The organism is Minwuia thermotolerans (assembly GCF_002924445.1).
GTDB lineage: Bacteria > Pseudomonadota > Alphaproteobacteria > Minwuiales > Minwuiaceae > Minwuia > Minwuia thermotolerans.
Window position 1 is genome coordinate 202,621 of sequence record NZ_PIGG01000065.1, and the last position, 13,756, is coordinate 216,376.

Annotated in this window: 10 protein-coding genes; 7 read left to right on the forward strand and 3 right to left on the reverse strand. The window is 67.0% G+C overall.

From position 1 onward, the window contains the following. Nucleotides 1-141 precede the first annotated feature (141 nt). The gene (locus tag CWC60_RS19225) at nucleotides 142-840 is read right to left on the reverse strand and encodes a FadR/GntR family transcriptional regulator (protein WP_125182829.1); all 699 of its coding nucleotides are present in this window, start codon (nucleotides 838-840) and stop codon (nucleotides 142-144) included. Nucleotides 841-1,127: 287 nt separating this feature from the next. Here CWC60_RS19225 and CWC60_RS19230 point away from each other — a divergent pair, with 287 nt between their 5' ends. The 7 genes from CWC60_RS19230 to mdoH all read left to right on the forward strand — a co-directional run bounded on the left by CWC60_RS19230 (nucleotide 1,128) and on the right by mdoH (nucleotide 11,859). After that, nucleotides 1,128-1,682, forward strand: coding sequence for a TRAP transporter small permease (locus CWC60_RS19230; RefSeq protein ID WP_109795526.1), 555 nt, complete (start codon nucleotides 1,128-1,130; stop codon nucleotides 1,680-1,682). A 12-nt stretch (nucleotides 1,683-1,694) separates the two neighbouring features. Beyond that, nucleotides 1,695-2,999: a TRAP transporter large permease gene (locus tag CWC60_RS19235; RefSeq protein WP_109795527.1), complete on the forward strand. Its 1,305-nt coding sequence runs from the start codon at nucleotides 1,695-1,697 to the stop codon at nucleotides 2,997-2,999. A gap of 58 nt (nucleotides 3,000-3,057) precedes the next feature. Continuing rightward, complete coding sequence (locus CWC60_RS19240) at nucleotides 3,058-4,179, forward strand: C4-dicarboxylate TRAP transporter substrate-binding protein (protein WP_109795528.1); 1,122 nt, start codon at nucleotides 3,058-3,060, stop codon at nucleotides 4,177-4,179. An 82-nt stretch (nucleotides 4,180-4,261) separates the two neighbouring features. Continuing rightward, nucleotides 4,262-5,926 carry an AMP-binding protein gene (locus CWC60_RS19245; protein ID WP_206420047.1) on the forward strand — a complete coding sequence of 555 codons (1,665 nt, stop codon included), beginning with the start codon at nucleotides 4,262-4,264 and terminating at the stop codon, nucleotides 5,924-5,926. 52 nt (nucleotides 5,927-5,978) lie between these two features. Then, entirely contained in the window at nucleotides 5,979-7,898 is a 1,920-nt protein-coding gene (locus tag CWC60_RS19250; protein WP_109795565.1) for a flavin-containing monooxygenase, read from the forward strand. 231 nt (nucleotides 7,899-8,129) lie between these two features. Then, nucleotides 8,130-9,746: an OpgD/OpgG family glucan biosynthesis protein gene (locus tag CWC60_RS19255; protein WP_109795529.1), complete on the forward strand. Its 1,617-nt coding sequence runs from the start codon at nucleotides 8,130-8,132 to the stop codon at nucleotides 9,744-9,746. A 13-nt stretch (nucleotides 9,747-9,759) separates the two neighbouring features. Continuing rightward, nucleotides 9,760-11,859, forward strand: a complete 2,100-nt coding sequence (gene mdoH / locus CWC60_RS19260; protein ID WP_206420048.1) for a glucans biosynthesis glucosyltransferase MdoH — start codon at nucleotides 9,760-9,762, stop codon at nucleotides 11,857-11,859. A 216-nt stretch (nucleotides 11,860-12,075) separates the two neighbouring features. Here mdoH and CWC60_RS19265 read toward each other — a convergent pair whose 3' ends face one another. Further along, nucleotides 12,076-13,038, reverse strand: a complete 963-nt coding sequence (locus CWC60_RS19265; RefSeq protein WP_109795531.1) for a ribose-phosphate diphosphokinase — start codon at nucleotides 13,036-13,038, stop codon at nucleotides 12,076-12,078. Further along, a complete protein-coding gene (locus CWC60_RS19270) occupies nucleotides 13,038-13,649 on the reverse strand; it encodes a phosphoribosyltransferase (RefSeq protein WP_109795532.1) in 612 nt (203 codons plus the stop codon). Before CWC60_RS19270 ends, CWC60_RS19265 begins: the two co-directional genes overlap by 1 nt. Between the last annotated feature and the right edge of the window lie 107 nt (nucleotides 13,650-13,756).

A 13,756-nucleotide genomic window follows, 5' to 3' on the forward strand; every position in this document is an offset into this window, starting at 1 on the left:
CCAGCACGCGGCGGCAGAAATCTTCACCAGGGCGCGGACCTGTCGGGAAATGTGACGGCCGACACAATCCCTGAGGTATGAACATGCCGTCCCGGCCCGAGAGGGCGGGGCGGGGCGGGCGGCGAAGGCGGGCCTCCCGACTCAGGCGGACTTCAGTTCGAGTTGCTGGTTGTAGGCGATGATGTGCTTCTCCATCCGCCGGCGGGCGAGGGCGCAGTCCTGTTCGATGATGGCGTCGAGGACGCGGCGCTGGGCGTTGATGGTGTCGGTGCGGATCTGCCTGTTGGCGAAGCCTTCGGGCTTCGGCGTCAGCAGGTCGGGCCCGATCACCTGGTAGATCGAGGCCAGGATCGGGTTGTGGCTGGCGCGCGCGACGGCCAGGTGCCACTGAATGTTGCCGCGCACGAAACGCGGCGAATCGGCGGCCCGGTCGAGCTTTTCGAGAAGATCCTCGAGAACGGCGATGTCCTCGTCGCTGCGATGCCGGGCGGCGAGTTCCGCCAGCGCCGGCTCGAAGACCTGGATGGTTTCCGCCAGCACCGACATCGGCACCTGCTGGCCGCGTATGAACAGATCGAGGGAGCGTCTGAGGACGTCGCCGTCGAGCTGCAGGGCGACCCGGCCGCCATGGCGGCCGCGGCGGGTCGATACCAGACCTTCGGTTTCCAGTACGCGGAATGCCTCGCGCACCGATCCGCGGCTGAGTCCGGATTTCTCGACGATCTCGCGCTCGTTCAGCACCTGACCCGGGGCGATCCGCCCGTCCAGCATCTGCTCCCTCAACTCCTCGGCCAGGGTCTCGAACCCCTTCCTGGCCTCTATTCTGCCAATATCCGTCAAGACGCCTCTCTTCGGCCCGCTTCCAACCTGTTTCGCGCGACGGCGCCAGCTTCCGGCGATGTCGGGCCGCCGCCCATTACCGCGTGGTTCCGCATACGTAAAGACGGCGAGGGCCCGCAGCGAGGCTTCACTCTAAAATTCTTATAAGATTAAATCATTGGATATTTTAGCTGGCATATCTATGATGACGTTGCTGCGGTCGTTACTGGGGAGGATGCGATGACAGCGCGACTTTGGAGGAGAGGCCCGGCGCATGTCTGCGGTGTCGCGGCAGGCGGATCCGGAAGATGACGCGGCGGCTGGGACATTGGCTGCGCTATCTGACATCCGGTCTCGCGATCGTGGCGGACGCCCTCGTGGCGTTGATGATGCTGCACATCGCCTTCGAGGTGATGATGCGCTACGTCTTCGGCATCTCGGTGCCGGGTACGCTGACCCTCGTGTCCAAGTACTATCTCCCGGCCGTGGTCTTCCTGCCGCTGGCGATGGCCGAACGGCGAGGAAACCACATCAGCGTCGAGGTCCTGACCCAGGTGATGCCGCGCCGCGTGCAGAAAGCGCTGGAGGTCTTCGCCTGGATCCTGGCGACCGCGGTCTTCGCGACGCTGGCCTATCAGACCCTGCTGGATGCGTTGAAGAAGACCCGGATCGGCGCCTTCGAACTGGACTTCGGCTACCAGTTCATGACCTGGCCTTCCTACTATGTGCTGCCGGTCGGCTTCGCGGCGATCGCGCTCGTGCTCCTCTACAAGATTGCGATCACCCTGTTCCGGAAGCCCGACCATCTGGGCATGGAAACGGACGACGGGCCGGCGGAGCCCGCCGTCTCGAAGCGCATCTAGGCGGCCGCGCGCATGGGTACCGAAATCGGCCTGGGCGGAATCGCCGTCCTGCTCGTACTGATCCTGCTCAGGGTGCCGATCGGCATTTCCCTGATCACCGTATCCTTCGGCGGCATCTGGATGCTCCTCGGCCCGAGGCCGGCCTGGGGCATCCTCACGGCGATCCCCTACGACTTCGCATCCAGCTGGGCGCTGACATCGGTGCCGATGTTCCTGCTGATGGGCTTCTTCTGCTACCAGGCGGGTCTGACAACCGGCCTGTTCGACGCCGCCCGCAAGTGGCTGTCGGTGCTGCCCGGCGGGCTGGCCATCGCCTCCATCTTCGGCTCCGCCGGATTCGCGGCGGTCACGGGATCGTCGGTGGCGTGCGCGGCGGCGATGGGCAAGATCGCCGTGCCGGAAATGATGCGCTACGGCTACGACAGCCGGCTGGCCACGGGCACCGTGGCCGCCGCCGGCACGATCGGCGCGCTCATTCCGCCTTCGATCATCATGATCATCTACGGCATCTTTGCCCAGGTGCCGATCACCGAACTGTTCCTGGGCGGCATCGCGGCGGGACTGCTCACTGCGGTGGGCTATGTCGTGGTCGTCGTTACTGTCGCCCTGCTGAAGCCCGAGATGGCGCCGCCGGTGGAGGAGCGTGTCAGCCTGGAAGAGCGCATCAGGGCGCTGGGCGAGGTCTGGCCCGTCCTGCTGCTGATCGCCGGCGTGTTCGGCGGCCTGTTCAGCGGCATCTTCACGCCGACCGAAGCCGGGGCGGCGGGCGCACTGCTGTCGATGATCATCGCCACCTTCAAGCGGACCCTCACCTGGAGGGCCTTCCGCGACGCGCTGAGGGAGACGGCGCAGACCACGGCCGCGATCTTCGTCATCGCCATCGGCGCCAGCCTGCTGACGCGCTTTCTCACCCTCTCGGGCGCGTCGAAGTTCCTGTCCGCCTACGTGATCTCGCTCGGCGCGGATCCCCTGATGCTCATGCTCGGTATCGCGCTGATGTACCTGGTCCTCGGCATGTTCCTGGAGCCGATCGGGGCCATGCTGCTCACCATCCCGATCCTGCTCCCGGTCATGGATTCGACCGGTCTGAGCCTTGTCTGGTTCGGCGTCGTCCTGACCAAGTTCCTGGAGATCGGCATGATCACGCCGCCTGTCGGCCTCAACGTGTTCGTCATCAAGGGGGTCGTCGGCGAACTGACGACGACGACGCGCATCTTTCAGGGCGTGCTCTGGTTCCTGCTCGCCGACCTCGTCGTGGTTGCGATGCTGATGGCGTTCCCGGAGATCGTCCTCTACCTGCCAAGCCTCATCGAATAACGCGAAGCCGAATGATCGGACGAAACACACAACCGCTCAAACACTGGGAGAAACGTCAATGAAACTCGGACGTATGATCGCGTCGACCGCGCTAGCGGCCGGACTGTTCGCCGGAACGTCGGGCGCGACGGAACTGAAGGTGTCCAGCATCCTGGCGCCCCAGGGCGCAGGTGCCCACGGCTACAACTACTTCGCCGAACAGGTGGAGAAGGAGACCAACGGCGAGGTCACCGTGCAGGTTCTCCACGGCGGCGTGTTGCTGACCCCGCTGCAGATGCTGTCCGGCCTGCCCGACGGCGTCGGCGATGTCGGCTTCCTGCTGCCGCCCTATTTCCCGGCGGAGTTTCCGGAATTCAATCTGGCCGCCAACATGGCGATCGTCGGCGACGATGCGCTGGCGATGACCGGTGCGATCCACGAATACATCACCACCTGCGAGCCGTGCCTCGCCGAGCATGCCCGCCACGGGCATGTCTATCTTGGTTCCTACTCGGCGACGCCCTATTACGGCCAGGGCCGCAAGGCCTACAGGACGCTGGACGAACTGAGAGGCACCAAGGTCCGGACCGCCACTGCGGCGCAGGGCCGCTGGGCCGAGCATTTCGGCGCGGTGCGCGTGGCGATCTCCGGCACCGAGGCCTTCGAGGCGATCTCCACGGGCACCATCGACGTGACGCTGGCCGCACTGGCGGAGTTCTTCAATCTCAACCTCGCCGAGGTGAACACCCACGTGAACATGCTGCCGGTGGGCGTCTTCAACGGCAACTCGCCCTTCAGCTTCGGCGCGCCCCAGTGGGCGGACCTGACCGACGATCAGCGCGCCGCCATCCTGCGGGTGGCGCCCTATGGCGTGGCAACCATCGTCACCGGCTATGTCCGCGACGAGGAGCGGGCCAAGGACGTCGCGAAGGAGCGTGGCATCGAACTCGTCGAGCCTTCCGAGGAACTGAAGAAGGCTTCCGAGGCCTACATCGCGACCGATGTGAAGCTCGGCCTGGAGGAAGCCGAGCGGACCACCGGGCTCGAGAACGCCCAGGCCAAGGCAGACCGCTATCTCGCCCTGATCGAGAAGTGGAAGAAGCTCACGGCCGACATCGACCGTACGAGCCCGCAGGCGTTCGGTGAACTGCTCTGGACCGAGGTCTGGAGCAAGATCGATCCGAAGACCTACGGACTCTGAGGAACGGTCCGGGCCGCGCCCGAGTCAGTCTCGGGGGCGGCCCGGAAGCCTCCTGTAGCGCAGCACTGAATGGGAGATCCCGTTGAAGCTGGAAATTCCATATCCGAAGGCCCGAGAGGACATCGTCTTCCGGGAACTGATCGACCGCCGCGCGGCGGAACATCCGGACAGGGTGTTCGCCGTCTTCGACGATGGCAGCGCCTGGACCTATGCGGATCTCCGCGCGAAGGCCGTGCACGTCGCCCGCGGCCTCGCCGCGCTGGGCGTGGGGCAGGGCGATCACGTCGTCTCCTGGCAGCCGACAGGGGCCGATGCCCTGCGCACCTTTCTGGGCGTGAGCTATCTCGGCGCCGTCTACGTCCCGTTCAATACGGCCTACCGCGGCGGCCTGCTGGAACACGTGGTGTGGCTGTCGGACGCGAAGGTCGCGGTCGTCCACGCCGACCTGCTTGACCGCCTGGGCGAAGTGAAGCCGCATGAACTGCAGACTGTCGTCACAATGGGCGGCCCGGCCCGGGACGTGCCGGGACTGAACGTCCTGGAGAGCGATGCGCTGGCCCCTGGCGAGGAACCGTCCGCCGGCGAGGCGCCGCCGCCGCTCGATCGCCCGATCGAGGTCTGGGACACACAGTGCCTGATATTCACGTCCGGGACCACGGGCCCGTCGAAGGGCGTGCTATCGTCCGGCAAGCAACTCGCGATCACGTCGGCCGTGCTCTACTACTGGCTCGACGGTTCGGACCGGATTCTGCTCAACCTGCCGATGTTCCATATTTCGGGAACGTCGCTGACCACCCGCGCCCTGCAGACCGGTGGCTCCCTGGCCGTCGTCGATTCCTTCCGGACGGAGGAGTTCTGGCCGATGGTCCGCCGGCTTGGCGTGACCTGCACACTGATGATGGGGTCGATGGCGTCCCTTCTGGCCAAGTTGCCCGAAACCGAGGACGAACGCGCGACGCCGCTGAAATCGATGCTTGTGGCGCCGCTTACGACCGAGGCGATCGCTTTCGCCCGGCGGGTCGGCGTCGAATGGTACACCACATTCAACATGTCGGAGATCAGTGTGCCGCTGATCTCCCGGCGCAATCCCGAGAAGGCCGGCACCTGCGGGCGTCTCCGCGAAGGCGCGGAAGTCCGCATCGTCGACGATCACGACAACGAGCTGCCTGCCGGCGCTGTGGGCGAGATGATCATCCGCGACGACGAGCCGTGGGCGCTGAATTCCGGCTACTACAAGAACCCGGAAGCCACGGCGAAGGCCTGGACGAACGGGTGGTTCCACTCCGGCGACGCGGTGATGCGCGACGCTGACGGCGACTACTTCTACGTCGACCGCAAGAAGGATGCGATCCGCCGCCGGGGCGAGAACATCTCCTCATACGAGGTCGAGACGGAGGTCGCGGCCCACCCGGACGTGCAGGAGGCCGCCGCGATTGCCGTACCCTCCGAGCATGGCGAGGACGAAGTCATGGTGGTCGTGATTCCCGCCGCGGGCCGCAAACTCGAGCCAGCCGAGCTGGTGGAGTTCCTCGTGCCGCGCATGGCCCACTTCATGGTGCCCCGCTATGTCCGCATCGTCGACGAACTGCCGCGTACGCCAACCATGAAGGTGCGCAAGGTCGTGCTCCGCGAACAGGGCATCACCACGGACACCTTCGACAGGGAAGCGGCCGGCATGCGCGTGCGCGGACACCGCTTCGCGCGCGGCGATGCGAATTCTGGCGGGACGGCCCGCAGTTCGGCCTAGGCCCGCGCCGCGCCATTCGGATTCAGGCCCGCACATCTGGGAGAGATTGATCATGTCATCGAGTATGGAACGCAACACCGACGAAGCCCGTCTGTTCGAGGAGGCGGTCGCCGTCGCCAACATCCCGACGCTGCTGATGGTGCTGGTGCAGCTCACCGGCGAACTGGGCTGGCTGGAGCCGCGTTACCGGCCGTCGCGCGGGCAGGGCCTCGACGACAACGATAGCGGCGGCTTGCCCGAGGACGTTCAGCGGGAGATCCGCGAGGCGTCGCTCGAGGCGATCCTCGCCTGGCGGGCCGGCAAGCCGGTGGCGCTGCCCGATCCGGACCCGAAACTGCTGGTGAAGATGCTCTCGATCTCGATGGGCGAGCCGGTGCCGGAAGAGTACGGCGAGATGACGAAGGCGCAGCTTGGCCTCCGGCCGGTCGAGCAGGAACCGATCGAGGTCCCGGAAGGCTTCCGCGCGCTGGTGATCGGCGCCGGCGCGTCGGGCATGTGCATGGGCGTCCATCTGAAGGCCGCCGGCATTCCCTTCGAAATGATCGAGCGCAACACGGAGGTCGGCGGCGTCTGGCTGGAGAACCGCTACCCCGGCGCCGGCGTCGACACCCCGAACCACCTCTACTCGTTCTCCTTCGTGATGTGGGACTGGTCGAAGTTCTTCGCGCTCCGCGACGAGCTGAAGGCCTATCTCAATCATGTCGCCGATCATTTCGGACTGCGGGACCACATCCGCTTCCAGACGGAAGTGGTTTCGACCGAATGGGTCGAGGACCGCCAGCAGTGGAAGGTGACCACGCGCGACCCCTCGGGCCGCGAAGCGGTCGAGTACGCCAACATCGTTGTCAGCGCCGCCGGCATCTTCAACCCGCCGGTCTTTCCCGACATCCCCGGCATCGACGACTTCGACGGGCCGTCCTTCCATACCTCGCGCTGGCCGGACGACCTGGACCTCAAGGGCAAGCGCGTGGCGATCATCGGCAACGGCGCGAGCGCCATGCAGATCTGCCCAGAAATCCAGCACGACGTCGAATCGCTGACCATTTACCAGCGGTCCCTGCACTGGGCGGCGCCGTTCCCGCATTTCCGCAAGCCGGTGCCGGACGCGCTCCGCTTCCTGATCCGCGAAGTGCCGCTCTATCAGGCGTGGTACCGTTGCCGCCTGGGCTGGACGTTCAACGACCGGGTTCATCCGGCATTGCAGAAGGATCCGGACTGGCCCGATCAGGAACGCTCGCTCAACGCCATCAACGACGGCCACCGCAAGTATTTCACCAAGTACATCCGCGACGAACTGGGCGACCGCCAGGATCTGCTGGAGAAGGTCGTGCCGCCCTATCCGCCCTTCGGCAAGCGCATGCTGATGGACAATGGCTGGTTCCGGATGCTGCGCAATCCGAAGGTCGAACTGGTCACCGAGCGGATCCAGAAGGTCGACGGCAATGCGCTGGTGACCGAGGACGGCGAGCGCCGCGAGGCGGATGTCCTGATCATCGCCACCGGCTTCGACGTGCTGCGCTTCATCAACACCTACGAAGCGCGGGGCCGGGACGGAAAGTCGCTGCGCGAGGTCTGGGACGACGACGACGCGCGCGCCTACATGGGCACGCTCGTCCCGGGCTTCCCCAACTACTTCATCCTCTACGGGCCGAACACGCAGCCGGGCCATGGCGGCAGCCTGCTGTTCGTGATCGAGATGCAGATCAACTACATCATGGATCTGATCCGCAAGATGACGAAGCAGGACATCGGCGCGGCCGAAATCCGCAAGGACGTCCACGACGCCTACAACGCGCATGTCGAGAAGGCCCACGAGAACATGGTCTGGACCCATCCGGGAATGCAGACCTACTACCGCAACGACAAGGGCCGCGTGACCGTCAACTTCCCCTACCGCAATGTCGACCTGTTCGAGATGACGCGCGAGGCGAAGCTGGACGAGTACGAAACGGAAAAGCGGAAGGCGGGGTAGGGCGCGCTGTCAGGTCAGGGCGCCGGCGGCCGCCCCGACGGGCGGGACGGCCGGCCCTGCCCGCCGAAACCGCCCCCGGGAGATGGCCGGGCAGGCGGCCGATGAGAGGTAGAGGCGTGCCGCCGCGGCGTTTCGCATAACCCTCTTGCAAGGCGACGCGGTCTGACCATTTTATAGCGCGCGCCGAGGGCCTGTCCGGCCACGCGGCAGGAAGGCAATCCGGAAAAGCCGATGGACCCGGAAGCTGGCATGGACCGCGGCGGCGGCTGTGCCGGTGCGTGGCACAAGTCCGCCGGCCTTCCAGGGATCGACGAGACCCATCCGATGCCAGTTTCCTTGTTGCAGTCGACGCGGCGCGACTTTATCGCCGCGCTCTCGGCCGGTCTCGGTCTGCTTGCCGTCCCGCGCGCGCTGGCGAGCCAGGCGGCGTTCTCGCCGCAGGTGGTGATCGAGGAAGCCGCGGCCCTGGCGCGGCGGGACTTCACGCCGCCCGAACGCATTCCGGAAGCTCTGTCGCGTCTGGACTATTCGACTTATCGCGGGATCCGCTTCCGCAAGAGCGAGGCGATCTGGGCGACCGCGCCCTCGCGTTTCTCGGTCGAGCTCTTCGCGCCCGGGTTCCTCTACAACGAGGGCGTCGACCTGTTCCTCGTCGAGGAGGGCGTCGCACTGCCGGTTGCCGCGAGCGCCGCGACCTTCGAGACGCCGAGGCCGGAGATCGCGGCGCTGCTCGATCGGGTGCGCCGCTTTGCCGGCTTCCGCGTGCACTATCCCATCAACCGCGACGACTATCCGGACGAGTTCCTCGTCTTTCAGGGCGCCAGCTATTTCCGCGCCGTATCCAAGGATCAGCGCTATGGCCTGTCGGCCCGGGGTCTCGCGGTCGACGTCGCCGAGCCCGGCGGGGAGGAGTTTCCGACCTTCCGCCGCTTCTGGATCGAGCGGCCGCAGAAGGGCGCCAGCCATGTCGTGATCCACGCCTTGCTGGACAGCCGGAGCCTGACGGGCGCCTATCACTTCACGGTCCGGCCCGGCGATCCGACGACGATGGACGTGGAGGCGACCCTGTTCCCCCGCCGGACGGTCGAACATGTCGGACTCGGCGCGCTGACGTCCATGTTCATGCACGGCCCGATGGACATGGACAGCCGTCCCGACCATCGGCCGGCAGTGCATGATTCGCTCGGTCTGGCGATGCTGACAGGCCGCGGCGAGCGGATCTGGCGGCCCCTGGCCAACCCCCGGACCCTCCAGATCGCCGCCTTCGTCGATCAGTCGCCGAAGGGCTTCGGTCTGATCCAGCGGGAGCGCGGCTTCGAGGCGTTCCAGGATCTGGAAGCGCGCTACGAACTCCGCCCGTCGGCCTGGGTCCGGCCTGTCGGGGACTGGGGACGCGGGCATGTCGTGCTGGTCGAGATCCCCTCCGACTCGGAGGCCAACGACAACATCGTCGCCTACTGGCGCCCGGCCGAGCCGCTGCTGGAAGGGGAGACCTATGCCTATTCCTGGCAGGTGAGCTTCCCCGACGACGTTCCGCCGCCGCCGGGCCTGGCCCGCGTCATCCGCAGCGCCCAGGGCATGGCCTTCGAATCCGATGAGCGCGAGATCGTCATCGACTACGCGCCCGTGCCGGGTCTGGATCCGGCGGATCTGAGCCTCGACGTTACCTGCGTCCCCGGTGTCCTGCGACAGGCCACCGTCCACGTCAACGAGATCACCGGCGGGCTCAGGGCTGCCGTCCGGTTCGATCCCTCCGGACAGCCCCTGAGCGAAATCCGTGTCCAGCCAAAGCGCGATGATGTCCCTGTCGGAGAGACCTGGCTCTACCGTTGGACGGCCGAGGGTTGAGCCGCACGCGCCGGTGACGGCGCCCGCCCTGCCGCCGGAGCAGCGTCTCGACATGCCCCGCCAGGCGGTTGACGGCACGCGGGCGCCGCGGGTCGGCGGCTGGCGCAATACCCTGTCCGTCTTCCTGGCCCGCATTCTCGTCGCGGCCGGCTCGGTGGCGCTGACGGCATTCGGCGTCCACGAGATGTACCGGGTTCTGGCGACCGACGGCGTCACCAGCCTGCAGTGGCTGTTTCTTGCGCTCTTCGCGGTCAATTTCACCTGGATCAGCTTCGCCGGCTGCCAGGCCGTGGTGGGCTTCATCGCGCTGCTCGCACCGGCGCCGCGGCGGCTGCGCCGCCCGGTCGGCGGGGCGCTGCCCGGCATCCGGACCGCGGTGCTGTTTCCGGTCTATTGCGAGCGGCCGGGCCGCGTTGCGGCTTCGATCGGAGCGATCGCCCGCGGACTGGCCGCCGTGGCGCCCGATCGTTTCGCCGTCTTCGTGCTGAGCGACACCAACCGGCCGGACGCCTGGGTCGAGGAGGAAGTCGTCTATTCGGGGCTGGTCCGCGAATCCGATCCGCGCTGTCCTGTCTATTACCGTCATCGCCGCCGCAACACGGAGCGCAAGGCCGGCAACATCGCGGACTGGGTGATGCGCTGGGGCGGCGGCTACGAGGCGATGGCGGTGCTGGACGCCGACAGCGTAATGGCGCCGGAGACGCTGGTGGAGATGGCGCGGCGGATCGAGTCCGATCCCGGTCTCGGCCTGCTTCAGACCGCGCCGGCGGTATGGCGCGCCGAAAGTCTCTACGGCCGCATGCAGCAATTTGCCAACCGCTGCTACGGCCCTGTCGTGACCCGCGGCCTGGCGGCCTGGCACGGACGCGACGGCAACTTCTGGGGTCACAATGCGATCATCCGCACCTGCGCCTTCGCGGCGGCAGCGCGCCTGCCGGAACTGCGCGGACGCCCGCCCTTCGGCGGGCACGTGCTCAGCCACGACTTCATAGAGGCCGCGCTGCTGCGCCGGGCGGGCTATGGCATCCGTCTCGACGCAGACCTCGCCGGCAGCTTCGAGGAGGCCCCGCCCGCGCTGCAGGACGTGATCGTGCGCGATCGCCGCTGGTGCCAGGGCAACCTGCAGCATGCGCGCTTTCTGTTGGCGCAGGGGCTGGTGCTGCCGTCGAGGCTGCATCTCCTGTCCGGGATAATGGCCTATCTCAGTTCGCCGCTATGGCTGATGCTGGTCGTCGTCGGTCTGGTGCTCGCGGCCCAGGCCCTGGTGGGCCAGCCGGGCTATTTCGCCGGTCCGTCCCTGTTTCCCGTCTGGCCGGTCTTCGATTCCGAACGCGCGGTTGAACTGTTTCTCTTCTCGACCGCGATCCTGCTCGCGCCGAAGGCGATGGGTGTCGTCGTCGTCCTGCTCGACGCCCGCCAGCGTCGGACCTTCGGCGGCTCCTTCCGGCTGATCGGCGGCGCACTGGCGGAGACCGTTCTCTCGGCGCTCTACGCGCCCGTGATGATGATCGCGCAGAGCCGTCTCGTCGCCGAGGTGCTGAGTGGTCGGGACAGCGGCTGGAAGCCGCAGCGCCGCGACGACGGCCGGGTTCCGTTTGCAGCGGCGCTGAAGGCGCATCGCCTGCAGATCGCGGCCGGCGCCGGTCTGGGCGCACTGGCCTTCCAGCTCAATCCCGATCTCCTGCTCTGGCTGGCGCCGGTGAGCGGCGGCCTGATCTCCGCGGGTGTGCTCGAGTGGGCAAGTGGCAGCGCGCGCCTCGGCAGCGCGTTGCGCCGCGCAGGGCTGTTGCTGACGCCCGAGGAGGGGCCGGCGCGGCCGGCGATCCTGACCGAGGTGGAGCGTCACGCCGGGTTTCGGGAGAATTTCCCGGCTGCCCCTGCGCTCCAGCGGCTCGCCGACGATGCGGCGCTGCGGCAATGGCACCTGGCGCAACTGCCGGGCGGGGCCGTGGATCCGGCCTTCGATGCCGAAGCATTGGTGGCTCGCGCCAAGGCGGAACTGGCGGGCGACCTGACCGCGCTGCAGCACTGGTTGACGCCCTCGGAAGCGATCGCGCTGCTGCACGACACCGAGCGCGTCGCGGGCCTGCAGACGGCGCGGCGCGCCGCCTGAGCGCCGTCGGCTTGACCATATGTGTCAGGGGTCGGCCGCGAGCCCGGCCCACTCCATTTCGCCGGCGCGGATGGCCCGCTGCCGGAACTTCAGCGCGGCGGACAGGCAGTGAATCTGGACCCGCCCGCCGCCGATCATAGGTACGTAATCGGAAGCGGCCTGATGGCCGAGCCACTCCCTGACATAGCGGACGGCGGTGAACCTGGTCCGCCCGCGTCAATTGTCTCCGTCAGGCGCCTTCTGGGCGATAATCGCCTCGGCCAGGATCGGCGCCGTCGACAGAACGGCGAGACGGTCGCCCAGCGCCTCCCGGATGGCCGGTGGCGTCGCGATCGTGTCCGTGACCACCATTTCCTCAAGCCCTGCGTCCGAAAGCGTGGCCACGGCCGGCTGGCTGAAGGCACCGTGCGTGGCGGCGGCCAGCACCTTTGCCGCGCCGGCATCGCGGCATCGGGCTGCGGCGCGGGCCAGCGTCGTGCCGGTGCTTATCATGTCGTCGAACAGGATCACCGTCCGCCCTTCGACATCGCCAACGAAATAGTCGCCGCTGACCTCGCCGCTGCTGCGACGCTTCTCGACGAAGCCCGAGGTTGGCTCGACGCCGAGCGCGGCGCCCAGCGCGCTGCGGAACTGTTCGGCCCGTTTGGTGCCGCCGACGTCAGGCGAAACGACCGCGATCCGTTCGCCCCGGAGACGCGACGCGAAATGACGGACGAACAGCGTGGTCGCCTCGACGTTGATCACCGGACGGCGAAAGGCATTCTCGAAGGCGGCGAGATTGTGCACGTCGACGGTAAGGACCGCGTCGACGTCAGCGGCCTCGAACATTCGGGCGACATATTTCGACGTGATCGGGTCACGGGATTTCGTGCGACGGTCTTTCCGCGCGTAGCAGAGATAGGGCACGATCGCCGTCACCCTGTCGGCGCCTGCGTCCTTCAGCGCGGCGGCGAAGAACAGCAGGCGGCAGAGCTTGTCGTTCGCGCTGCGTCCCGGCTCGCCATGCAATGTGTGGAACACCAGCGCCTCCTGGCGCCAGACGTCGATCAGCGGCCTCGCCTTGTGCTCCCCGTCCTCGAATGCGCGTTCCTCGTGGTCGGCCGGCGCGATCTCGAGGGCCCGGGCGATGCGCTCGCCATATTCGTGCGACGTGTCGAGGGCGAAGAACAGCGGCGACATCAGGTTTCTCCTTTTCCTGGATGGGCAACAACGCGCGTCGCCGGGTCGCGGGCGAGCATCTCGATCACTTCCGAGTCGCTTGTCTGATCGAACTTTCGATAGTGGATGCCGACGGCGTAGAGGTCGTGCGGCGCCTCAAGACAGACGACGCGGTCCGCCTCGAGGCGCAGGACCTCCAGCAGGCTGGCAGGAGCGACCGGCACGGCAAGGATGAGTTGGCGCGGTCTCTGCGCCCGCACCGATCGCAGCGCCGCCCGCGTGGTCGCGCCCGTCGCCACGCCGTCGTCGATCACGATGGCGATCCTCCCGGCGATTTCGGCACGGGGCCGCTGGCCAATATAGCGCCGGCGGCGCTCTGCGATCTCCTCGAGCGCTTTCATCTTCATGGCATCGAAACGGAGCCGGTCGATCCCGAGCGCGCGGATGACGTCCTCGTTGCGGACGATGGCGGGCGGTTCCCCTTCGGCAATTGCGCCCATGGCGAGCTCCGGCTGGCCCGGCGCACCGATCTTGCGGACCAGCACGAGATCGAGCGGCGCGCGCAGCCTGTCCCCGGTCAGCGCCTTTGGGCCATTTTGATGTGATTGCCTAGCGGAGGATTTCTGGCTCATCGTAACCGCCGAGGAGTGGAGATGAGACAGAAATCCGGTAAGCAAAGAGCCACGGTCGACCAGGCCGTGAAGGACATCCGCCGCAAGACCCGCAAGCACCATTCAGC

Coding starts and splice junctions, on each gene's coding strand:
- CWC60_RS19230 (WP_109795526.1), top strand. CDS start 1,128: ATGACGCGGCGGCTGGGACATTGGCTGCGCTATCTGACATCCGGTCTC.
- CWC60_RS19235 (WP_109795527.1), top strand. CDS start 1,695: ATGGGTACCGAAATCGGCCTGGGCGGAATCGCCGTCCTGCTCGTACTG.
- CWC60_RS19240 (WP_109795528.1), top strand. CDS start 3,058: ATGAAACTCGGACGTATGATCGCGTCGACCGCGCTAGCGGCCGGACTG.
- CWC60_RS19250 (WP_109795565.1), top strand. CDS start 5,979: ATGTCATCGAGTATGGAACGCAACACCGACGAAGCCCGTCTGTTCGAG.
- CWC60_RS19255 (WP_109795529.1), top strand. CDS start 8,130: ATGGACCCGGAAGCTGGCATGGACCGCGGCGGCGGCTGTGCCGGTGCG.
- CWC60_RS19265 (WP_109795531.1), bottom strand. CDS start 13,038: ATGTCGCCGCTGTTCTTCGCCCTCGACACGTCGCACGAATATGGCGAG.
- CWC60_RS19270 (WP_109795532.1), bottom strand. CDS start 13,649: ATGAGCCAGAAATCCTCCGCTAGGCAATCACATCAAAATGGCCCAAAG.